At 46.9% G+C, this 21,829-nt stretch carries 20 protein-coding genes; 4 read left to right on the top strand and 16 right to left on the bottom strand.

All coding sequences use genetic code 11. The features are described from left to right. Positions 1 to 303: 303 nt before the first annotated feature. The 10 genes from QBE55_03515 to QBE55_03560 all read right to left on the bottom strand — a co-directional run bounded on the left by QBE55_03515 (position 304) and on the right by QBE55_03560 (position 10,338). On the bottom strand, positions 304 to 1,161 hold the full coding sequence (locus tag QBE55_03515; GenBank protein ID WZL79245.1) for a MurR/RpiR family transcriptional regulator: 858 nt from the start codon (positions 1,159 to 1,161) through the stop codon (positions 304 to 306). 148 nt (positions 1,162 to 1,309) lie between these two features. Next, positions 1,310 to 2,200, bottom strand: coding sequence for an ROK family protein (locus QBE55_03520; GenBank protein ID WZL79246.1), 891 nt, complete (start codon positions 2,198 to 2,200; stop codon positions 1,310 to 1,312). Further along, positions 2,181 to 2,897, bottom strand: a complete 717-nt coding sequence (locus QBE55_03525) for an N-acetylmannosamine-6-phosphate 2-epimerase (GenBank protein ID WZL79247.1) — start codon at positions 2,895 to 2,897, stop codon at positions 2,181 to 2,183. The genes QBE55_03520 and QBE55_03525 overlap by 20 nt, the downstream gene beginning before the upstream one ends. Before the next feature lie 80 nt (positions 2,898 to 2,977). After that, positions 2,978 to 4,102 (bottom strand): DUF4855 domain-containing protein, encoded by a 1,125-nt coding sequence (locus QBE55_03530; protein WZL79248.1) that lies wholly within the window; start codon positions 4,100 to 4,102, stop codon positions 2,978 to 2,980. A gap of 94 nt (positions 4,103 to 4,196) precedes the next feature. Next, on the bottom strand, positions 4,197 to 5,054 hold the full coding sequence (locus QBE55_03535) for a carbohydrate ABC transporter permease (GenBank protein WZL79249.1): 858 nt from the start codon (positions 5,052 to 5,054) through the stop codon (positions 4,197 to 4,199). Positions 5,055 to 5,067: 13 nt separating this feature from the next. Next, complete coding sequence (locus tag QBE55_03540) at positions 5,068 to 5,925, bottom strand: sugar ABC transporter permease (protein ID WZL79250.1); 858 nt, start codon at positions 5,923 to 5,925, stop codon at positions 5,068 to 5,070. Positions 5,926 to 6,023: 98 nt separating this feature from the next. Further along, positions 6,024 to 7,286 (bottom strand): sugar ABC transporter substrate-binding protein, encoded by a 1,263-nt coding sequence (locus tag QBE55_03545; protein WZL79251.1) that lies wholly within the window; start codon positions 7,284 to 7,286, stop codon positions 6,024 to 6,026. Between the two features lie 412 nt (positions 7,287 to 7,698). Next, entirely contained in the window at positions 7,699 to 8,403 is a 705-nt protein-coding gene (locus QBE55_03550; protein WZL79252.1) for a response regulator transcription factor, read from the bottom strand. Continuing rightward, positions 8,400 to 9,770, bottom strand: a complete 1,371-nt coding sequence (locus QBE55_03555; protein WZL79253.1) for an ATP-binding protein — start codon at positions 9,768 to 9,770, stop codon at positions 8,400 to 8,402. The genes QBE55_03550 and QBE55_03555 overlap by 4 nt, the downstream gene beginning before the upstream one ends. 121 nt (positions 9,771 to 9,891) lie before the next feature. Next, entirely contained in the window at positions 9,892 to 10,338 is a 447-nt protein-coding gene (locus QBE55_03560) for an NAD-binding protein (protein ID WZL79254.1), read from the bottom strand. A 375-nt stretch (positions 10,339 to 10,713) separates the two neighbouring features. Between QBE55_03560 and QBE55_03565 the strand changes: the two genes are divergently transcribed. Both QBE55_03565 and QBE55_03570 read left to right on the top strand, forming a co-directional pair. Then, entirely contained in the window at positions 10,714 to 12,009 is a 1,296-nt protein-coding gene (locus QBE55_03565) for a TrkH family potassium uptake protein (GenBank protein WZL79855.1), read from the top strand. A gap of 13 nt (positions 12,010 to 12,022) precedes the next feature. Next, positions 12,023 to 12,700, top strand: a complete 678-nt coding sequence (locus tag QBE55_03570; GenBank protein ID WZL79255.1) for a TrkA family potassium uptake protein — start codon at positions 12,023 to 12,025, stop codon at positions 12,698 to 12,700. A gap of 147 nt (positions 12,701 to 12,847) precedes the next feature. On the opposite strand, the gene QBE55_03575 is transcribed toward QBE55_03570, so the two are convergent. The 3 genes from QBE55_03575 to QBE55_03585 all read right to left on the bottom strand — a co-directional run bounded on the left by QBE55_03575 (position 12,848) and on the right by QBE55_03585 (position 16,505). Continuing rightward, a complete protein-coding gene (locus tag QBE55_03575) occupies positions 12,848 to 14,524 on the bottom strand; it encodes an extracellular solute-binding protein (GenBank protein ID WZL79256.1) in 1,677 nt (558 codons plus the stop codon). 85 nt (positions 14,525 to 14,609) lie between these two features. After that, positions 14,610 to 15,494: a carbohydrate ABC transporter permease gene (locus QBE55_03580; protein ID WZL79257.1), complete on the bottom strand. Its 885-nt coding sequence runs from the start codon at positions 15,492 to 15,494 to the stop codon at positions 14,610 to 14,612. A 39-nt stretch (positions 15,495 to 15,533) separates the two neighbouring features. Next, positions 15,534 to 16,505, bottom strand: a complete 972-nt coding sequence (locus tag QBE55_03585; GenBank protein WZL79258.1) for an ABC transporter permease subunit — start codon at positions 16,503 to 16,505, stop codon at positions 15,534 to 15,536. Positions 16,506 to 17,068: 563 nt separating this feature from the next. Here QBE55_03585 and QBE55_03590 point away from each other — a divergent pair. After that, positions 17,069 to 17,413 carry a helix-turn-helix transcriptional regulator gene (locus QBE55_03590; protein ID WZL79259.1) on the top strand — a complete coding sequence of 115 codons (345 nt, stop codon included), beginning with the start codon at positions 17,069 to 17,071 and terminating at the stop codon, positions 17,411 to 17,413. Between the two features lie 202 nt (positions 17,414 to 17,615). Here QBE55_03590 and QBE55_03595 read toward each other — a convergent pair whose 3' ends face one another. Together QBE55_03595 and QBE55_03600 are read right to left on the bottom strand one after the other, a co-directional pair. Continuing rightward, positions 17,616 to 18,470: a hypothetical protein gene (locus QBE55_03595; protein WZL79260.1), complete on the bottom strand. Its 855-nt coding sequence runs from the start codon at positions 18,468 to 18,470 to the stop codon at positions 17,616 to 17,618. Continuing rightward, positions 18,467 to 19,528, bottom strand: coding sequence for a Gfo/Idh/MocA family oxidoreductase (locus tag QBE55_03600; protein ID WZL79261.1), 1,062 nt, complete (start codon positions 19,526 to 19,528; stop codon positions 18,467 to 18,469). Before QBE55_03600 ends, QBE55_03595 begins: the two co-directional genes overlap by 4 nt. Before the next feature lie 262 nt (positions 19,529 to 19,790). Between QBE55_03600 and QBE55_03605 the strand changes: the two genes are divergently transcribed. Then, positions 19,791 to 20,804, top strand: coding sequence for a LacI family DNA-binding transcriptional regulator (locus QBE55_03605; GenBank protein ID WZL79262.1), 1,014 nt, complete (start codon positions 19,791 to 19,793; stop codon positions 20,802 to 20,804). Here QBE55_03605 and QBE55_03610 read toward each other — a convergent pair. Further along, positions 20,744 to 21,718 (bottom strand): DUF1861 family protein, encoded by a 975-nt coding sequence (locus QBE55_03610; protein ID WZL79263.1) that lies wholly within the window; start codon positions 21,716 to 21,718, stop codon positions 20,744 to 20,746. The two genes, QBE55_03605 and QBE55_03610, sit on opposite strands and share 61 nt — an antisense overlap. Positions 21,719 to 21,829 lie beyond the last annotated feature (111 nt).

Raw genomic sequence — 21,829 nt, forward strand, 5'->3', positions numbered from 1 at the left:
AAAGGCTATGGATAAAACATTGTCCATAGCCTTACAGATGCTGATTTTTGCACACGAAAACAAACAATCCTGCACCAATCGTCCGGTACATACTGTTATGTTTCCGATGAAATCCTGTCACGTTCATCTATACGCTATACTCTGCACAATGTTTCATCGGAATGGATTGTACAGAGCTGAGTTTCCTTGTAAGACGATCGGTAAAGTACATATCGATTCTCCTTAAATATTCCTAAAAGTATATTACCCTATCTCAACGCCGTTGTCAAATCTGACTTTTCAAAATAGGATCTTTTGAGGCCATTACAACATCTTTTCCGCCGTTGCGGCAGAGGTCAGTTTCTTGTTTTTCTCCGCCGTTTTTCCCATCCGGCTGAAAAATTCCGTATAGATGACATCCAGGGTAAACATCTGGGACAGCTTTGCTGCAATGGAACCGCCCTGAAAAGGTCCTTCCTGTGCTCCGCAGAGCAGGAGGACATCCGCATACTGCAGGGCCGGCGTCTTTGCAAACTGGGTAATAAACACTACGGAAGCATGAGCGTCCTTGGCCAGCTGTGCAATCTGAATACAATCCTTCGTGATCCCGGAATTGGAGAGGATAATGGCAAGATCCTTTTCTCCAAGCAGTGCAGCGGCCGTCAGCTGTAAATGGCTGTCGCTGTTGAACACCACATTGGGCGTGATTTTCAATAATTTATTCTGCGCCTCCAGTGCAGAACTTCCGGAACCTCCAAAACCAAAAAAATGAATCATGCTGGCCTTCAGCATAAGATCCACTGTTTTCCGGACAGCCTCCAGATCAATTTTGTGATAGGCCTCATCCAGGCCCCCTCGATAGGCACTGTAAACATTTTCACACAAATCATTGGATGTATTTGACGGATCCGTCGGTTCGGTTTCCCCGGTATCCAACAGCTCGTTGGAATTTAGAGTCAGTGCCAGAGAAAGCCGGAAATCCTGATATCCTCCCAAATGCAGGGAACGGCAAAACCGGAAGACGGTCGTATCTCCCACGCCGCACATATTGGCAAAGTCGCTTATTGTTGTGTTCAGAACTTCTTTGGGAGAGGAGAGCACAAAATCTGCGACTTTACGCTCTGACCTGGTCAGCTTCGGATAAAATGTGGATATCTGATTCAGCAAATCGCTGCTTGGCATTGTCCATCTCTTCCTTTGTATCTTTTATAAGTCCCTGTTTTCTACCTTTTTCTCTTCTTTTACGTTTTTTGATCTTCTTCTTTTTTGCCCTGGATATTTTCAAATATATTTTGAAATATATATTAACGATATACCCGTATATATCCCTTTACGGCTGTTTTTCCGAAAGCAAAGACATGGCATTGTGATAAGCGCCATAAAGGCCGGCGGTATTTCCCAGCTTTGCCCGGCATACTGCAATATCGGTAAACCCGCCGATGGTTCTGCCATTCAGCCGCTTTCCGATTTCCTGGATCAGGTTTTCCTGCTCCATGACTCCTCCGCCCAAAATAAAGGCAGAGGGATCAAAAATATTTGCCAGAGAAATCAGGCCAGCCGTTACCTCGTCAATCCAAAGATCAATTTCCCTGCGGATCCTTTTATCCCCGCTGTGGGCAAATGCCTCCCGCCCGTTCATGGCAACTCCGGTCCGATCCTCAATGGAAGACAGCAGGGCATTGGTGGAAGCATACCTCTCATAACAGCCCCTCCTTCCGCAGGTACACTCCAGGCCATCCGCATGAACGGTCATATGACCCAGCGCTCCCGCCAGTCCATGGCTACCGTGATGTATCGCACCGTTTAAGGCAATGGCTCCGCCAATTCCCGTTCCATAGGAAAGAAACAAAAAATGATTGTATTTCATTCCGTTTCCCTCCTGCATCTCGCCGATGGCCGCACATTTTGCGTCATTTTCCACGGCAACGGGAAGACCCGTCTTCTGCTCAAGAATCTTCCCAATGGGAACCCCGGTATAACCGGGTACAGCATCTGTGGCAAACACAATCCTTTTGTCCCATGGATCCACATAGCCGCAGGTACTGATCCCCAGGCAGGAAACATCTTCAAACTGAGCAGTGATCTCACAGACCAGGTCAATGATATGCTTTGCGCCTTTTTTTGCATCCGTCGGCCGTTCATAGGACGCAGGCAGTACCCCGTCCGTAAACAAGCCGTATTTTGTTATCGTTCCCCCTAAGTCAATTGTCAGTATTTTCATTCTGGCCTCCATGATTCAGTGCCTGAACAAATCGCCTGGTAATTTCCTGCGGCCGGGTAATGGCCGAGCCAATCACTGCCGCATGCAGCCCCCTGATCCCAGATATCCCGGCAAGAACCTCCGGACTCCATATGCCGCCTTCTGCAATGACCGGCACTTTCAGGTCCTGGCAAAATCGCTGTACCAATGCGATGTCCGGCAGGACATTCCCACGGGTTTCGCCGGTATATCCGCTGAGTGTTGTACTGACAATATCAAAGCCAAGCTTTTCTGCAAGGCAGCCTTCTTCGTATGTGGCGCAGTCCGCCATGAAAAGCTGATTCGGATATTTCCTTCTTACTTCCGTAAAAAAATCGGTCAGGATCCGTCCGCCGGGACGCACCCGGTTGGTGGCATCCATGGAAATCACATCCACCCCTGTTTTCATCAGGGCATCCACCTCGTCCACGGTAGGTGTAATATAAACTTCCGAGTCCGGATAATCTTTCTTGATGATGCCGATCATGGGAACGGAAACGGCCTTCTGAATCTCCCGGATATCTTCCGTCGAATTCGCCCGGATTCCACAGGCACCTCCCGATACCGCCGCATAAGCCATACGGGACATGATACAGGAACTGTGAAGCGGTTCCCCTTCCAATGCCTGACAGGACACAATCAGCCCGCCTTTCGTCGCAGTCAAAAAATCACGTTGCAAAAACCAAACATCTCCTCTTCAAATGCAGGAACAATCAAACAAACCCCGGTTCTTCTGCTTTTCCTTCTATCTGCTATCTGTTATCTTTTCTCCTGTATGCACGTTCCGCCTGCCGGTTCATACGTTCCTTTTGTAAAGCGGTATATTTTGTCATAGATCTGCCCTTCCATCGGATCCGGATTCCTATACAGGCGATAAATGGCCCTTCCACCATCAAACCACGCGCAGGCAGAATCCTTCATATATCCAAATTCGACACCACCGGACAAATACCTTTCAAATCTCCGCAAACGTTCCTTTTTTACTTCCGCCGGCTCATTCCGGGCAGCGTAAAACTCCATCTCAATGCCTGCATTCCGCTGCCTGGCAGCCTGAGCTGCCTCCTTCACATCCGTTATATTCTGATAGAACATATAGTTCGGCTGCAAAAAGGCACAATCAAAGTAGTAATTCTGATAATCGTCCAGTAAATGCACATTATAGGAGCTCCAGAAGGGGATCCAGAAAAACTTCATGTTCCTCTTTCCCAGTTCCCGGTGCAGTTCCCTGAGAAGCCAGTGATCATCCATATCCCAGCTTCGGTAAACCGTCTCGAAAGTCCAGTAAAATCCAAGAAGATTCAGATGCCGGAAGTTCTCCTGCTGAAAGCGCCGGATCACTTCCTCCACAAACCAGACACAGGCCGTCAGACGCTGCCTTGTAGCCTGGTCCAGATTCTGACCTTTTGTCGTGAAGTTCAAATTTTGCCCGCCGATTTCCCCGAACTGTGTCTGAAGAGGGCCCGGATAGGGTATGGTAATCACCAGGTTCACCTTGTGATCCCGTTTCCCGAGTTTTTGCTCCGCCTGGTCGATTACCTCATCCAGCGCATGGGCAAAGACATCCGGTGCAAAATACCAGTCCAGGACAGAAAGCCAGTCTTCCCGGTTCCCGGGGTTCGGCACCGGGACGGCAAAAAAGTTGCCTTCCCCGGTCCGGGTGGTTCCGATATTGATATCGGAATACAGGGATCCTCCACGGGGGGATTGGTTATGCCAGAAGGCAAAGGTGTCAAACATCCAGTCATCGGTCTGACCGTCTGCATCCAGGTGGGTGACATACCGCGAAAAGGCATCTTTCCCCCAGGTATCTTTGGCCTTGCCGCCTACCAGAATAAATTGCTTCATATAATTATAATCTTTTCTGCCAGGTTGAAAATATGTCATTTTATAACTCCCTCTCTGCCGTCCATTCCCTGGTTCGGCTGCCTGCCTGTCTTTCTCTCTTTCGGCCGGCTCCGGACGGTTTCTTTATTCGTTCTCAGCCCTTGATCACGCTGGAATAAGCCGCATCAATAAAGTATTTCTGGAAGAAAATAAATACCGCCAGAATCGGCACCAATGCTATGATGGCACCTGCTGCGATCATTCTCGTATTAGCCACAAAGGTTCCCTGCAGTTTATACAGCCCAAGGGTCAGGGGATAGGTATTGGGATCCTCCAGTATCAAAAGCGGCCACAGGAAGTTATTCCAGGCACCGATAAAATTCAGGATGGACATGGTGGCCAGTGTGGGCTTTACCATGGGAAGCATAATATGCAGAAATATCTGCCATACCTTTGCTCCGTCAATAATTGCGGACTCCTCCATCTCCTTCGGAATGCCAAGAAGTCCCTGACGCATTAAAAAGACACTCATGGCAGGGACCGCAGCCGGCAGGATAATGCCCGCATAGTTCCCCATCAGGCCCAGCTTGTTGATGATCAGGTAAACCGGGATCATGGTTACTTCTCCGGGAATCATCATGGTCCCCATGATGATCATGAAAATAAAATTCTTCCCCCTGAAATTCATGCGCGCCAGCGGGAAAGCCGCCATGGAGCACAAAATCACGGGCAGGCCAACCCCAAAGACAGCCAGAACAAGGCTGTTAACAAGGTATCTGCCGATGGGCAGTGTGTTCCACACAACCTTATAATTATCAAATGTAGGATGTCCGGGGATAAACTGAGGGGGAAAAGAGAACACTGTCTCATTCTGCCCCTTCAACGAAGTCGAAAGGGTCCAGATAAAGGGTACCACCATGATCAGGGCGATGAATATCAACAGAATGTGATATCCGGTATTCACCCGGGTAGTCCGTTTGACCGCAAATGATTTTTCGTTCTTATCGCTCATCTTCTCACCTCAATTATGCTTGATTGTCCTTATCAAGAAACTTTTGATTGATAAGGGTCAGGACCAGAATAATCAGAAACAGTGCAAAGGAAATGGCACTTGCATATCCCATGTCAAGCTGTTCAAAAGCCTTTTCATAAATCATGTACACAACCGTCTTGGAAGAACCGATGGGACCGCCCTTTGTCATAGTCAGCATCATTGTAAATTCCTTGAACGCTGACATGGTGGAGACGACAACCACAAAGAAGATAACCGGCCGCAGCAGCGGAAAGGTAATGTAAAACTGCTTTTTCCAGAAGCCGGCTCCTTCCAGGTCTGCGGCTTCGTATAATTCTTCCGAAATCGACTGCAGCCCGGCCAGATAAAACAGCATATAATACCCCAGCCCCTGCCATATGGTAACGATCGCCAGGCTTGGCATTACCATGGATTTGCTGGTCAGCCATTTTGCCGGGGCAATGTTGAAAATACTCAAAAGGTAGTTCATGATTCCGTCTTCCTGGAACATCCATTTCCACAGCATTGCGGTGACAACCACGGAAACAAGGACCGGGAAGTAATAGATAAGCCGATACACGGAAACGCCTTTCATTTTTCGATTCACCAGTACGGCAAGAAAAATGGAAAGGATCGTAAGTGCCGGTGTAACCAGCACCCAATACGTCAGGGTGTTTTTCATAGCACTCCAGAAATTGGAGTCGTGTATCAATTGTTTGTAATTTGCAAGCCCGACCCAATCAACCGGTGAAAATACATTGTAGTTCGTAAAGCTCAGGAACAACGCTGCCACAGTTGGAATGACGGTAAATATCAATAACAGGATACCGGGGATTGCAAGAAATAACCATGCATGATGTGCTTTATACATGATAGCCTCCTAACACAAAGTCATGGATGGATCGGTCTGCGATAAAACAGGATACTGATTGCAGTTTCCTGCAACCAGTATCCTCGCACCATCCCTGCTTACTTTAACAATTTGTTGACCGCTGCTTCCGCATCATCCAATGCTTTCTGCGGGTTCTTGTCTTCCAGCAGTACCTTTCGGTACTCTTCGTTGATCACCTTGTTGATCTGCGTCACATTTTCCACAGGTGCAAGCATATCATAGGAGCTTCCAAGCTGTTTTGCGGAATAGTACCTGCCCTTTTCCGCCACATCGTGTGAGTCGGCTCCCTTTGTAAAGAATTCATCCTCCGCTGCTTTCTTAACGGAAGGCAGCACCGGAGTCGTCTTGGAGAACTTCAGCTGATTATCCGCGTTGGTAATGAACTTGGCGAATTCCACCGCTTCCTTCTGATGCCTGCTCTTGGACGAAACTGCGATATTCATGACTGCCATACTGCGTCTGCCTACGGATCCCACTATGGCAGCAGCCGCATCGGACTTGTTATAAACTTCCGGGGACAAATCCTTGACCTGTCGGAACAACTGAGGCCCTGTGCCCCACCAGGCCAGCTTTTCCTGTGCGTACCATTCCGGCACGTTCACCTGATCCAGCACCACTTCATCCGGAATCAGGCCCTTGTCGTATTCCTGCTTGAGAAACTTGAAAATTTCCAATGCCCTCGGGGTGTTGAATGCTGCTTTTTTTCCGTCTTTCGCTACAATGGGCACCCCATTGGAAGGAAGATAAATGTGTACCGAGGAAAGCATGGATCCATACGCTCCGGTTTTCTCATGGATGACTTCGGACATCTTCCATGCTTCCTCATCGGTCTTCGGAGGAGCATCAAATCCGGCTTTCTTTAATATCTCCGGGTTATAGATCAGACCTCCGCTTGTCAGATACCAGGGAAGCGCATAGGCGGTATCGCCGACTTTTCCTGCCTGCCATGCGCCCTCAAAATAATCATCCTTCACATCTGCGGCAGCCTTGTCCATATCCACCAGGGCTCCCTTTGCAGCAAGCTTTTTCATAAAGTCCGTGTTCAGATTGATCACATCCGCCAGATTTCCTCCGGATGCGGCAGTCAGTGTCCTCTGCTCTGCCTGATCAAACGGGACATCCTGCCAGTTTACCTTTACTCCGGCATGCTGGCTCTCAAAGTCCTTGATCACCCCGTGCAGATAATCATCAAATGTGGGGCTGAGAGACAATGTCCAGAACGTAATTTTGCCGCCTTTCGCACTCCCGTTGCCTTTTCCGGATTTCGTGCCGCTGCCGCAGGCTGCGAAAAGACCGACAATCATCACAAGACTCAGCAATAAAGCTATCTTCTTCTTCATTTTGCTACCTCACTCCTTGAAAAACACTTTTTCCCTGTTATGGGATTTCCTTTATTTTGCCTCTCCGAACCGGTTCTATACTGATTGGATACCCGGAACAACTTCAATGTACGGCCGGAAAGTTTCGACATATTTATTATATCAGGACAAAAAACATTGTCAATATTTATTTTTTTTAGTGGAAAAGTTTTTCTCCATCTTTTACTTTCCCCGGGAACAGCCAACAATATGGATATCCTCCAAATCTATCAGAAAAATTGATAATTCTATAATATCCTCTTTTTAGTATATCATCCCTCAAAGTAAAATCAAATCTCGATGTGTTTTCTTGCTCCAAGCCCGTTTAAAATATCGTGAACTGTACATGGAAGATGGCTCTTTTCAATCTTCCGGAGTGGAAGCCAAAGGCTTTCTATTCATCGGCAAAGCGGTATCCAACGCCTACTTCGGTCAGTAAAAAGCGCGGATGAACCGTATCTTTTTCCAGCTTACGGCGAAGACTGGCCATAAAGACCCGCACACTTTTGCTGTCGCCGCCTTCATAGCCCCATATCTGCCGGATAATATAGTTATGGGTAAGCACCTTGCCCTTGTTTGCAATCAGTAAAAGCAGGATTTTGTATTCCGTCGGGGTCAGATGAATTTCCCTGCCGTCCACAAGGACCTTGCGTTTTTCATAATCCACCGTAAGCCAATCACAGGTAAACGTCGTTTCTCCCGCATTATTGCCTCCGGCCTTTTGCAAAGATCGTTCCGCCACGCGGATGCGGGCTGTCAACTCGCCCATATGAAAAGGTTTTGTGATGTAGTCATTTGCTCCCATGTCCAGCGCTGCAATCTTTTCTTTTTCCTGACCACGCGCGGAAACAACAAGAACCGGAGCATCGGAAAATGCCCTGAGTTCCCGAAGCAGATCCACGCCATCCTTGTCCGGCAGGCCGAGATCCAGCAGGACAATATCAGGCCGGTAAGAGGAAAACAGAAACATTCCTTCCGCAGCCGTTTCTGCAGTCAAAACATGGTATCCTTCTTTTGTAAGGGAAAGGTCAATAAAATGAGAAATATATTTATCATCCTCTATCACAAGGATCGTCCGATTATTCCAATTATTATTCATAGATTTTCCTCCATGGGCAGCGTAAATGTAAAAACAGAACCTTTGGGAACATTGTCCATCACAGAGATTTGCCCGCCATGAGCTTCCACAATGGCCTTGCATATGGAGAGACCCAGCCCCAGGCCCTTGTGTCCATCCACAATTTCCTTCTCCTGCGTCACATAACGCTCAAACAAGCGACTGCGGATCGCATCGGGGATACCCTCTCCGGTATCCGCTACAGAAACAGTCAGATGCTGTCCGACTTCCACGGTCAGCGAAATGGCGCTGTCAGGCGGCGTATAGCGGGCGGCATTTTCCAAGAGATTGATCATCACCTGCGCGATCAGCTTCCCATCCATCGGTACTGTCACCACATCGTCAGGCAACTTTACCTCAAAATGCCGGTTGCGCAACAGCCGCTCCGTCTGCTTCACAGCTTCCCCAACCACATCATCAATTACTTCATCCTGTTTGTGCAGCACCAGCTTTTTTGCGCTGATGCGGGTCATGCTGAGAATATTTTCCACGAGACCGGTAAGCCATACAATTTCCTCGCTGATATCGACAGCAAGCTTCCTGCGTTCCGACTCGGAAAGGATATCGTAGCTATCCGCCAGCAGATTCCCGGCTCCGGAAATCGCCGTCAGCGGACTCCTGAGATCGTGTGCCACGGAGCGGAGAAAGATGCTGCGCTGCTGCTCCCGCTCCATTGCCAGTCGTATTTTTTCCCGGTCGGCTACAAGTCTTTCCCGTTCCAGTGCAATACCAAGCTGCCTGCAGATGGCATTTACAATCAAAAGCTGGCTGTTGTCCGGTTCTCCGTCCCTGATTTCCAGTATTCCCAGCGTACCGTTACCGCCGTTGATTTCAAAGCCTTTTCCGGATTCCTTCAAATCCAGGTGAATCGTACCACCCAGTTGCGTGTATTCCTTTAAAAGGAGCTCCGCCTTTTTTACAACGTTTTCCCTGCCGCTGGCGGACAAAAATCCTGAAGCGATCCGGTAAAGGATCCTGGCAGTGTGCTCATTTTGCCCTGCCAGCCCCATTTCGTTCTGCAATCTGGAGGTAACTGTACCTGACACAATGCCCGTAATCAAAAAAAACACAAGCAGCATCAAATCGTTCGTTCCATATATAAGAAACGAATAAAGAGGCCGTGTAAACAGGAAATTAAACAGCAGGGCGCAAAGAAGCGCCGCACAGATTGCCCATCTCCGACTGCTGGTTAGCACCGCCGTAAACAGGACGCCGAGCAGAAATATCATGATAGTACTCTCGTTTTCCACACCCATATGTCCGGTGAAAATCGATAAAACCGTAACCAGACACATGATTAAAACTGTTTTCACTGCATTTTTCAGCGTATCGCATCCTCCTACTGCCATATCACTTCTTGCATATCATTTTCAGCATACCCATTATATCCTTTTGCTTCCCTGGCAGCAATGGATGTCTCCATAGATAATAGTTTTTACCAATAATGGCAAGGAATATGCCAGAATTACGTCATTTTCCTTTGTCTGCGCCCCAAAGCTCTGTCAGCAGAGAGTCAATGGGCTCACCTGCGGAAAGCAATCTGTCCACGCCCTCATTTATGAAGATATCCCGCAGATTCGGTGTATTGCAGCGCGCAACAATTGCAATCCCGGGATCCGTGCTTTTGGCATCATGGCATATTGCCAGGTTGTCTTTATCCTCATCAGAGAGAGCAAACAGGATGGAATAACAGCCATCCTCCGGATAGGATTGCGCTGTAATATTTCTGCATTTCATACCCATTTTATTTATTTTCTCCGCAACATCCGGTGCGCCATATACCAAAACGCCTTGATTGGCACGTCCCTGCGGGCTTTCAAGGATACCGCCCCTCTCTATAAAATGATCAATGCGGCACATGACAAGATAACCAAGCATAACAACACCTGCAGACACTATAATCAAAAATAGTATCAAGTCAACCACCTCGTTTTCCTTTTCAGAATACCAGAAAGGCAATAAAGACGGTGTCATCATTGTACTGTGTTGTGTTAGTTTTATATAAAGGACATCCTTCAGCACGTTCAGCATCCTACTGCTTACTGCTGCAGCACCTTGCTGTGTTCTGCAGGACGGTTTGTCACGAGTATTCCATACATATTAACGAATTTTTTATACTTATCCTATTCTTCTTTATACTATATTTATACGAATTCCACTATCATATAAAATTGTCATCGAACAGTGGATGCATTGCCATTGAATCGGCAGCTCCATGGATCGATGTTTAATATTGCTGTATTGTAGAATAATGATATATGGCATAAATACGGCAGAAGGAGGTGTGTTGCCATACCTGCATTATTTCATAAGTTACGGCCGGAACAGGCTATCGCCCTGGGATTTGCAACGGTCATTCTGTTGGGAGCCGTTCTTCTGATGCTTCCCATTGCACAAAACGACGGAATCGATGTCCCCTTCATTGATGCACTGTTTACCTCGACCAGCGCGGTCTGCGTTACCGGGTTGGCAGCCATTGATATCGCGGATAATTTTAATGTGTTCGGTCAGGCTGTTGTTGCAGCACTGATTCAGATTGGAGGCCTTGGCGTCACCTCTGTGGGGGTGAGCCTTATTCTTCTCGCCCGGAGAAAGGTCACCTTCAAGGATCGTATACTGGTAAAGGAAGCCATGAATCTGAATTCTGTGGGAGGAATTGTAAAGCTGGTAAAGTCTGTCCTCCTGATGACCCTGTGCTTTGAAGGAACGGGAGTGCTCCTGAACTTTATCGTTTTTTCACAGGATTACGCACCTTTGCACGCCTTATGGATCAGTGTTTTCCATTCTATTGCTGCCTTCAATAATTCCGGCTACGACATCCTGGGAGGATTCCGGAATCTGATACCTTATCAGAATAACGTACTGCTGAATCTGACGACCACAGGACTGATCATATTCGGCGGACTGGGTTTTCTGGTCATTCGTGAGATCCTTTCCAAACGGCACTTCAAAAAGTTCAGCCTGCACACGAAAGTCGTTATCACCATGACCGCTACGCTGCTGGCTGTCGGAACCATACTGCTGAAGGCAACGGAAAATATAAGCTGGCTGGGAGCATTCTTTTTCAGTACATCCGCAAGGACAGCCGGATTCAGTACTTATCCGTTGGGGGAGTTCTCCAATGCGGGACTGTTCCTGCTGATCATTCTGATGTTCATCGGAGCTTCCCCTGGATCCACCGGCGGCGGCATTAAAACAACCACCGCATTTACCATAATGAAGAGCGCATATAGTATGGCAACCAATAAGCATTGCGCTGCGTTTAAAAGGCGCATTCCAAGGGAAACGGTCCGAAAAGCCTTTATTGTTTTCGCACTGGCCCTGGCGTTGGTTTGCCTGAATTCCTATCTGCTTAGTATCCTCGAACCGCGGTTTACCTTTATTCAGCTGTTGTTCGAGGTGGTATCCGCGTTTGGTACCGTTGGCCTGTCCACCGGCATTACGCCGAACCTCTGCGCTTGGAGCAAGACTATTATCATACTGACCATGTATATCGGACGACTGGGTCCCCTTACCGTAGCCATGATATGGTATTACCGGCCATTGTCCTATGCCAGCTATTCGGAAGAAACGATTACGATCGGGTAAAGGAGAGAGTGACATGAATCAACAAAAACCAATTATAGAATTCGGCGTTATCGGACTTGGAAGATTCGGACAGGCATTGGTAAAAACCCTGACCGATGCCGGCAGGGAAGTGCTGGTGCTGGACAGCAGCGAAAATAAAATCAAACAGATAAGAAACGATACGGCAAACGCCTTTGTGGTTCAGTCCCTGGATAGGGAGACCCTGATGGATACCGGCATTCAGAACTGCAGCACCGTAATTGTCTGCATCGGAGAAAAAGTGGATGTCAGCATCCTGACAAGTCTCAACATCATCAACATGGGAGTGCCCCGGGTCATCTCCAAGGCAGTCTCCTATGAACAGGGCCTTGTTTTGGAAAAGGTTGGTGCCGAGGTTGTTTACCCGGAGCATGATATGGCAATCCGTCTGGCGAACACCCTGATCTCTTCGGGAACGCTGATATCCATTGAATTACAGAACAATCTCAATATCTCCGAAATGAAAATTACCAAAAAAATAGAAGGACAGTCCGTACTTCAGGCGGATCTGCGCCGAAAATACAGGCTGAACATCATCGCCATGGAGCATAATGGCAATGCAACGAGCGAGATTACTCCGGATCTGGTCTTCCATGAGAATGACAAGATTGTGGTAGTCGGCAACTGCGAGAATATCAGAAAGTTTGAATTGTATATGACCAGCAGAAGCTGAGTTAAAGCTGCAGATAAGACAGAATCTTTTCTGCAGCTTCTTTTGAATCCATGATCCGGCCTTTCTCTCTTTACCGCTTTTTATCGCCCTTTATCACTCTTTATCGCCCTTTATCACTCTTTATCGCTCTTTATCACTTTGACAGTTTTAGTCTTTCACGTTCTTTTTGTACCGATCCAGCAGGGTCTGATCGATTTTAAGAATCTCATCCAATCCCAGATCTTTCAGGCTCTGAATATGACTGTCCCAATCATCCATAGAGATCTGTCCCAGGATTAGCTGTGTTGCCAGCTGGCTGGATTGGGTACCCAAATCCGTGTTGAGTTCCAACCGACGTTGTACCTGTTCCTGAGTCGGTACGGGAAAATAGTTTTCTTTTCCCAGCGGCGTCGTCGGATGATAATCTATGATATTACGCTGAAACTCTGCCTTGTACTCCGGCACAATACTGATTTCGTTCTCCATGGGAACGAATCTCCGTTTCGGGAATATGCTTCCGTTGGCCCAGATTAAATCTCCGATCTCTTTTCCTTCTTTTGCCGCTTGTTCCCAACTGGCATTCAGAGCAATGGGAAGCAGTTTTTTCTCTCCGTCCTTAACTTCATAGGTCTCTCCCTCTATGCCCCACTGGGTCAGTTCCATATATTTGTCGCTGCATAGAATATCCAGCAGAGTACCGGCCACATCCAGATCCTTGCATTCTTTGGTAAATGCCCAACGATTATAGGACAGATACGGAGGTTCAATAGCAAGGATTGGTTCTGCCGCATCCGTGGCTTTAAGCGGACCAATCGGCAGATAGGCAGCGTCCGGATCCCCTGTGCCAGGCTCCTGCCAGGTCTGCATGCAGTAATCAAAGATTGCTCCTGCTTTATTCTCTGCAATCACCTGATCCAGGGGGTCCCCACCACCGATCGTACTGGTATCCATCAGTCCTTCTTTGGCCAGTTTATTCAAATATTTAAAGTAATCCTTGATTCCTGGCTGATACCATGGGGAAACTGCTTTCCCGTCTTCTATGACAAAGCAGGAAATCTCGTTCACCAGTCCAAACCATTGGGCTATTCCATTGTTCCATGCAGCCGGATTAAAGGCAAGGACTTCATCCTGCTGTCCATTCCCGTTTGCATCCTTCTCCCGGAATGCTTTCAGCATATGGTAAAAATCATCCGCTGTTTTTGGAACTTCCAGATTCAATTTATCCAGCCAGTCCTTTCGGACGGAGATAACCTGGTTGGTAGAACCGGGTTTCCCATCATATGTTGTCGCCTGGATCTGGCTGATCCAATAAACATTCCCATTCTCTGCTGCATTCAATGCATTGGAACGAGCGCCTTTTCCGCCTTCCGCAAAGAATTGTTTAGCGGTTCCATCACTGTGCTCATCGATAATCTGATTGACGGGAAGGATTGTTCCCTTGTCCACAAAATTCAGAATTGTGTCGTCCCCCAAGCCGGTTACATTCAAAAAATCCGGCATATCCGTTGCGGATGCCATACGGGTTTGCAGCGTTGTTTGATACTGATCATTGGCAACGACTTCAAACTTGGGATTGAGTCCTTTTTCCTTAAAAAGCTTTTGAAATTCTTTCCAGGAGCTATACTTTTCCCGATCTTTGAAGTGAATATGGGGATTGCCAGTCTCCGGACCCATGATATGAATCGTCTTGCTGCCGGCTTTGTCTGCGGCCTGATTGCTTCCTTTTGACTTATTCTTATTGGAACTTCCCGTTGTTTGTGGACTTGTGGCACAAGCACTGAGAACACCCATCATAAGCAAGACAGCGAGTGTGACCGACAAGTACCTCCAAAGCTTTTTTTCCAATATACTCTCCTCCTCATAAAATAATCTATAAACAATGTCCATGATGTTCCATGGCTTTTGTTTAACACTGTTCGCAGCCGCCGCCTCACCCCTTCAGAGAACCCAGCATAACGCCCTTTACAAAGTACTTCTGGAAAAAGGGGTAGGTAAAGATAACCGGCAGCGTGGTAAATATGATCATGGAATATTTTAGCTGGTTGTTGGATAGCTTCAGACGGGCCATAGCTTCCGCCTCTGCCTGGGATAACTTCGTCAGATCCACCGTCTGCTGAACCAGTACCCTGCGCAGATACATCTGCAGCGGCTGAATCGAAGTATCCGGCTGATAAACATTGGAGGTGAACCAGCTGTTCCATACACCTACTATGGTATATATCCCCACCACCGCAAGAATCGGCTTACTCAGCGGCACATAGATGCGGGAAAGGATGGTGAAATTGTTGGCCCCGTCAATCTGCGCTGATTCCCTCAGGGACTCGGGTATTCCGACAAAAAACGTCCTGGTCAGAATGATGTACCAGATATTAAAGCACGACGGTATGATCAGTGCCCAAACGGTATTGTACAGCCCCAATTTGGATATCAACAGAAAAGATGGGATCAGACCTCCGCCAAAATACATCGGAACAAGAAGAAAGGCCACAACAAACTTTCGCCCCATCAGCTTTTTGGAGGTCAGGGGATAAGCGCATGTGATACTGGTCAGGAGGACCAACAAAGTATTGGCCACCACATAGAATATGGTATATCCATAAGCCCGCCACATCTTACCGTCCGTAGCCAGTATGGAATAAGACCGGAAATACAGCCCCCTGGGATAAAAGTATACCTTCATGCTGGCGGCAACAACCGGGTCACTGATGGAGAGAATGAATACATAGTACATGGGATACAATGTAATGAAGCAAACCAGTATCATAACCAGATTGATCACGATATCCCCTGCGTTGAATTTACGCTTTACCGTCATATAAAGACTCCTCACTTTCCATGGTATGAATGATCTGCATTACCATAAGCTATACCCTGCGATCTTATCACTGGCTTTATTGGACGCAAAAACCATCAGGAAATTGATAACTGTTGACAGCAAACCGATTGCCGTGGTATAGCTGAATTGTCCTCCTTCGATCCCAAGACGGTAAACATAAGTCCCGATAACATCCGCAGTGGGATACGTGGCAGGGGAATACAAAAGAAGGATCAGATCGGTATTGGATGACAGCAGCGATCCAACCGCCATGATCAGCATGATGGAGATCGTTGGTTTGATGCCGGGAAGGGTAATATGCCACATGGACTGCCACCTGGTAGCACCATCCAGGTAGGCGGATTCATATAACGATGGATCAATACCAGTAATGGCAGAAAGATAAAGAATGGAGTTGAATCCAAATGATTTCCATATATTTGTAATGGTATAGATCACCGGAAAAGCCTTGGGCTCCGTATTAAGGCTCTTCCGCGACTCGCCGAACAATGCAATGATATTATTGACCAGCCCATCTGTCTTTACAAAAGACAGCACCATGCCGGCTACCACAACGGCGGAGATAAAGTAAGGCAGATAGCTGGCCGTTTGAGTGAACTTCTTGAAGCGCACGGACCGTACTTCATTGAGCAGCAAAGCAAAAAGAATGGGAGGCCAGAATCCGAACAACAGATTTAAAAAACTCAATGAAATGGTATTCGTCATGATTCGCCCGAAAAATGGTCCACTGATAAATCGCTTGAAATGCTTCAATCCAACCCACTTGATATCCTGGGTAAAGGAAAAGAAAGGCATACCAGGTGAATAATCCTGAAATGCTATCAATATTCCATAAATCGGAATATAGCAAAAAAGAAAAATAATGATCAACGTGGGCAGCATCATGGCATACAGCTCTGCATTCTCCCGCAGCAATCCGCTCCGGTGCATTTTTTGAAATCTCTTTTCAGATGCCCTGCTGTTCTTTTGCGCTGCTGTTCCTGCGTTCAAAGTTCATCAACTCCTTAATCATCCATATTTTTCAATATAATGAATGTACTTTATCCATTAAATGTGAATCTGGTTGTTTACCATGGAGCCCGCATAATCACCACCACTTTTCCTGCTCAAAATATCTGCATTTTTGCTAACGTCCAGATACTATGCGTCAATTTTGTAAGATTTTATTACCTTCTATATTTTAATAGCCATACACCAAGTCATTTCTTATAGGCATTGGCTCTTTTATCTTTACAGGAGTGTAACTTCATTTTCAAAGTTCATCTTTTTTAGGCCGGACACTGATTAGGTTATTTCAAAAAAATTTTGTAATAGAATAAACACAGTACATTTTGATAATGCTTCATTCTCGATAGCGCCAACAAAATGCATGGTTTTATATTAGTCTTGTTTAATGAGAACGTCTATATTATAGTACTCAATTTTTGAGATGTCAACAACTTTTTCTACTTTTTTGAGAAATATATTCTCAAATATTCAGGAATTGTTATGATAAGTCAGAAACATATGAATGGGAGGAATTGGAGATGCTCACTTTTGGAGAACGTCTACGTATGGCACGTGAAAGATCCGGTCTCACTCAGCTGGAAGTTTACAGAACAATCAAGTTGAGCAATAAATCTCTATCCCGTTATGAAAACAATGCAACATCCCCTGATCCTGGAACAATAAAAGCTCTTATTGAACTGTATGACGTATCTGCTGACTTCATAATGGGGATTTCCGATAACATGGGGCATTTCCAACCACGTAACAGAAAGCCGACTATAAATGATGCCGTTTTGCCTGATGATACAATACAAAAACTGATTCAGCTTTCTGCAGAAGCGAAAAAGAAGGTAGTGGAATATATCGACCTGTTGAAAGTTGTTGAAGATGTCAAACTGCCTCACGAATGACTCAAAGGATTACTCCCTGTCGATCCTGGAAGAAATGAAAAGCAGTGAAAAGGCTTCAGTCTCACCTTAAGCAGTAGCATCTGAAATGAAAAAGACAATAAAGAAGCCGGCTCTGTTCACGGCTTTTCGGAATCATAAAAAGCATGTGAAACGGAGCCGGCTTCTTCACCAGACACTGAAAGCACTACGTACTATTCCCTTCTCATCTTTCCACAGCAATCCACTGATCCGGATTTTGGATCGCTTTGCTGCCGGTTTCCACCAGAGAAACGACTTCATACGTCTCCTCTTTGAGGACAGCGGGCTGTTTCGTATCAAAGAACCCAAGCAGATTGTCCATAAAAGGCGCCCAGTAATCGCTCTGAATCGGCAGACTGACACCTTCCCCGCTCTCCGCCTGAACCTGCAGGCCAAAATTTGCCCATGGCATGCAGTGAATCACCGAACGCCTTCCGTCCCCGTAATCATAGGTAATCATCGGCGAAGATCCGGATACGGTGCAGATGGCACGTTTCGCCCCCAGACCGATGCATTTTACGACCATCTCCAGCTGGTGAACGGAATAATTCTCAAAAAGTCCCGGGCCCTGCGCAGCAACCATGGCAATATCTTTTCCCAGGGTTCCCGGTCCTCTGTAATCCGTCAGCTCCGTTGCAAACCGCAGGGCAGATGTGGAATACATGGGAGTATGATACTGTTCTGCCCGATCAAACATCTTCCTTGCCGAACCCAGATCCATGGCAAATGTTTTATCGATATAAACCGGCTTTCCTGACGCCAACGGGATCTCCGACAGTTTGACGTGCATTTCAGGATTGTCCGGAGACAAAACGACAATACTGTCGCATTGATCCACCAATTTTTCGATGGAGGAAGCCCAGGGGACCTGGTTGTTCCTGCACCAATCCTCCGTGGAAACACCGCCCGCACGGTCTGTCATGGCCCATGCACAGGCTACCTGATACTTTCCGCGTTTGGCCGGATCATGGATCCATCGGACATACTGATTGGCATGCCATTCATCCAGATAGTAGTCAATAAATCCAATCCGGTTCAACCGATCCCCACCTCTTTCTCTTTTGCGGCGGACTCATAAATCTTGTCCATCAGCAGGGAACTCGCAATAACCTGATCGATATTGGAACGGATCTTTTTGCCTTCCTGTGAGCATTTGATAAATGCATCGATTTCATCATAAAACATATCCGCCATGGGGAAGGAAGGCTTGGTCTCATACAGTACACCGTCCCTGGAGCTCCACATGGTATAATTCCCGCCGTATTGGAGCTTGATGCCCGCCTTGTCACCCAAAAATTCGATGAACGTGGCTTTATCATTGATATTCTGAGCCCAGGCACCGTTCAGGGTAATGGTGGGCCCACCGGTCCGGATCATTCCGGTTACAAAGTCCTCCACATTGCATGTTCCGTTGTAATCCGGAGAGCCTGCCCACATGCTGGTATAGGCATAATCCTTCATATCCTTTGCCATCTCGCTGTATGTAGCCGCAGAAACCGTCCGGATCGCCGGATTTCCGATGCAATACAGAATCAAATCCAGATAATGTACGCCCCAGTCAATCAACACACCACCGCCGGCCATATCCTTGGTGGTAAAAGGTCCGCCCAGACCGGGAATGGATCGATAGGCACGGAAGGAACAATAAATATGATACAGTTTGCCCAACTCTTTCGCATCGATTTTTTCCTTCACTTTGTTGACTGCCGTATTGAAGCGGTTTACCACGCCGATATTCAGAATCCGGTGATTGTCGTCCGCCGCTTTCTTCATGGCAGACGCTTCCGCATAGTTAAGAGCCGCGGGTTTTTCGCACAATACATGTTTTCCTGCCTTTAAGCTGTCAATGGTAATGGGAGCATGAAGGTAATTTGGTACGCAAACCGACACGATATCCACTTCAGGATCCGCGATGGCTTCATGATAATCCGTAATGGCATATTCACCATTGAATTTCTCACGAAAAGCCTGCGCGCGTTCGGGGATAATATCCACGCAATACTTGATTTCACTTAGTGGGTTCTTAAGATACGCCGGACCATGCTGACTGTTGGCAATGGTACCATTGCCGATGACTGCCACTTTTACTTTCTTCAAAAATAATCCCTCCAGTTTTCTGTGATCACTCCTACTGTTCCCTTAGATTATACACGATAGATAATCACCTTTCCATAGCTATTATACCTGTTTCATCCGATTCCCGCTTATCCAATATTATGATTTTTCTTATCTGAATTTGTACTTGCTTTCTTGCCTCCATTTTGTAACTATGATAAACTATAAAAGCACTGTATTTTGTAAAGTAATTTATCCAGACAGTCAAATGTGTCAAATTTAATCGAAAGTGATGGTCGAGAGGATGTCAAAGAAGATAACCATGCAGGATATTGCCAGCCAGCTTGGCGTGACAAAAGTTTCCGTATCCAAGGCAATCAATAATAAGCCCGGCCTCAGCGACAGCCTGCGGAAACGCATTCTTCACACAGCCAGGGAGCTGGGCTATGCAAAAATAAAAGCCGATGAAATACAAAAGGAATATCGATTTGCTTTTATTTCTGCGAAACGTTTTTTCCTGGAGGATGAAAAATTCTATACTACAATTTATTACTATCTGAATCGAAAGTGTATGGATAAAAACTGTTCCCTGAACTGTTTTGTGGTGGGAAATCATGAGGAGGAAAACGGCATTCTTCCTCCGGATCTGACTCTTGCCAAATATGACGGGATCTTTATCGGAGGAGAGCTCAAAAAAGAATATCTGAGCATTCTGTCCGGACTGAAAGCAGAAAAAGTAGCCATTGACTTTACTATGACCGGCCTTCCGTTTGACAGCGTCATTGTTGACAACTTCTCGATTGGATATGAAGTCACAGGCAATCTGATTGAAAAAGGCCATACCAGGATTGGATTCGTTGGAAACCTCCATCACACAAACAGCATCTGCGACCGCTATTTTGGCTATCTGAAGGCCATGAAATGCAGGAATCTGCCGATTCGGAAGGATTGGTACATTCCAGGCATCAATACCCTGGACGGGGTCTACACCCAAAACTTTGATCTTCCCGAAGACCTGCCTTCTGCATTTGTATGTCATTGTGACAAGGCGGCCTTTACCCTGATGCAGAAGCTGGAATCCTGCCACATCCGGATCCCGGAGGATGTTTCCATCACCAGCTTTGACAACACCAGCATCTGTGAGCTGACCACTCCGAAACTGTCCAGCGTAAACATCGACAAAAAGCAGATCGCCCTTCACAGCTTCAATCAGATGATAAACCGACTGAACAATCCCGGCCTGGCCCCCCACAGAATCTATCTCAGCGGTACTCTTGTGGAGAGGGATTCTATCTTCCCGTATCCTTCAAAAGGATAGTCTATGACAATGCGCGCTTCCGCAGTATCCCCCAGTCCACTGTACAGATCCGCTTTCCCGTCTTCCCGCATGACAATGCCACTCGTAAAGCAGCAGTCCTTCAGCCGGGGCACTTTTGCCGAAAAGGCGGGATAGGAGGCAGAGGTAGCCAGAATGCGTTCCTCCAGTATCTTATGATGAACCGGGTCAAAAACAAATGCCGTATTGATATAGATCTGACTGAACGCTTTCCCGTTTGGATCGGATTGATAACTCTTGTGCCCGATCACACCGATATATCCGCTGTCCAGCAAATAGGCCTGATTGCATCCGCCCCACTCGCCTTCCGAAAACAGGCCGGGAATATATACGGCACCGGAGATTGCCTCATCCGTGAGCTCATCCAGATGATCAATGGTGGTAAATCCTATCTGTGATTCGCTTCCATAACGCTGCAGTATTTCATCGTTCCGGGGTCTGGAAAATACTCCGATCCGATGGTCTGCCAGCTCAACCAGCCGAATATCCTTCATGTTGTCCGGACCGGTGGAAAAATAGTGCATATCGTTTATGTCCGTACCCCTGTAAAACAAAGCATGAAATCCATCCATTTGCCCACCCCGGTATACGGCGAATGTTCCATTCAGCACCAGCTGTCCGTGAATAACTGCAACATTGGGGTCTTCAATCTGATAGATCATGCTGTCCACCCGTCTCCACTCGTCCGGCCGGACACACTGAAACAGCATTGTCACGGACCTGGCCCATTCCCCTCTCTTTTCCACCCGACCATACATGTATTGGTCCCCCTGGTATTCAAACGGAATGGAGCAATTATATACATCATATCCTTCCACCCCATGAAAGATCAGTATCCTGCCGTCCTTCCTGCTGTTTGTCCTTTCAAACTCTTCTCTCCACTGCTTCAGGCTCATCCATTTGCTCCTCCAAATCCTTGATTCCTGTTCTGTCCCATTTCAGAGACTCTGCGCGAATTTACCCACACGCCATTTTCTCTTCGGAATCCTGTTTATTAACAATATTAC

The organism is Eubacteriales bacterium mix99 (genome assembly GCA_038396605.1).
Lineage (GTDB): Bacteria > Bacillota > Clostridia > Caldicoprobacterales > DTU083 > UBA4874.